Here is a 1,584-nt window from a genome sequence, read left to right as displayed (position 1 = left end):
TAAACGGCTGAAATCAAAGGACGGCAGTGATGCTGTATGGCGGAAAAAGACGCAGCGTGAAAACGTGGAGCGCAACACGGGATCATGCGCCGGTGTACTATCGGCGTGGATAGCAGGGCCACTTGGATAACCCCAGGTGAGCAAAATCTATCCTACAGCAAAACTGCATTTGCAAACAAGGGCAGCCGTTTTCGGCTGCTCTTGTATTTTGACTATAATAAATATATATGGTATAATATATGCGATACGTGAGATTTGATCGGAGGTGAACCACATTGGGATATGTGATTGAAAAGGCGACGGAATTTTTCCAAAACCAGCGCACCCGCATCTTCCTTGTGGTGGGCGGAGCTGCACTGGCTGTAGCTGGAGTATGTGCTTTAATCATATTCCTCATTTCACCAAACAAGAGCCTGCTGCCCGGTGAGATTTCCTGTGGTGATTACACTGAAACGGCGATTGAAGGCTTGGAAATGCGGTCGACATTCTCAAAGTCTATCCTGACAACAAAACAGAATACCAAACTGTTCAACGAACCATACATCATTGATAACAGCAAAGAGTACCAGAATTTTTTAGAGGAATACGATAACATCACTGTGTTAGACCCTGAACAGGTTCCGCTGGTGGACGATTGGTTTGAGGCTGGTTACTACGCCCTCATTTGTTCAACCGAAGCGTATGGCGTGCCGGTAGACCTGTACGCCGCGATGTGGGCCAGTGACGAAGACGGTACTATCACTGTCGTCATGAAAGGAGATCCAATCAATGAGGACTACACATACAGCGAAGACCCGAATAACTGTGTTCAGCCAATCGCTGTAGTGTTTTTACCTCAAGATGTGATTCAACAAGCAGAACACATAGAAATTCTTTTCTGAAAGGGGAGAAACAGCTTTGGCTAAAAACGATAATGCCTTGGGATACGGGGCGAATAGTTGGCTCAACCTACCGAATTCACTCCTGTCTGCGGAAGGGAAGAGGCTGGTCACCGACGACCCAGACCTGTCAGCGCAAACGATTGAGATGCTCAGAAAATTGGAGCCCACCGAAGCAGAACGATTTGGGAGCTACTATTTTTCAGAAGAAGGCAATACCTCTGACATTGGCCTTGCCACTCTTTCCATGTGCATCCGCGATAATCCATCTGCCACAATGGCAGAGCTTGTAGCCCGATATGCAGACCTGCGAAATATCCCGTTTGCCCATGTTGCGACCGTCCTATCTCACGTGCGATACAGCACTGGGTTTGTACGTTATGTTCACGACCGAATAGACGGCACACACAGACAAATCCCATGGGCACCGGCCGAAATTCCAAAAACCGTTACTTTGCTGCCTCCACCGAAGAAGCGCAAATCCGTTTGACGGGATGGTGTGGATATATGAAAGTTCCGCTTGCTGTAATTAAAGGAGTCTTATTGGGCTTGGCCCTGATCGGCGCTGTGTACTTCTTTCGTGAGAGCTGCGGCGTATGCTTGGATGCAGCCATGCACATCCCAGATATCCTGTTTGGTGACTATGAAATAGCAACGCTCCCCGACAGTTTCTCCGCAGCCTTCTTTGGCTGGTTAGCTATGGAGT

At 48.2% G+C, this 1,584-nt stretch carries 2 protein-coding genes; both read left to right on the top strand.

All coding sequences use genetic code 11. The features are described 5' to 3' along the window. Window positions 1-275 precede the first annotated feature (275 nt). Window positions 276-881, top strand: coding sequence for a hypothetical protein (locus tag H6B51_RS16975; protein WP_204884774.1), 606 nt, complete (start codon window positions 276-278; stop codon window positions 879-881). Window positions 882-897: 16 nt separating this feature from the next. Next, window positions 898-1,368, top strand: coding sequence for a hypothetical protein (locus H6B51_RS16970; RefSeq protein ID WP_204884773.1), 471 nt, complete (start codon window positions 898-900; stop codon window positions 1,366-1,368). The last annotated feature ends 216 nt before the right edge of the window (window positions 1,369-1,584 follow it).

This window comes from Pseudoflavonifractor phocaeensis, from assembly GCF_016901955.1.
Taxonomy (GTDB): domain Bacteria; phylum Bacillota; class Clostridia; order Oscillospirales; family Oscillospiraceae; genus Flavonifractor; species Flavonifractor phocaeensis_A.
Note: the sequence above shows the minus strand (reverse complement) of the source record. Positions and strands in the feature narration are given on the sequence as shown.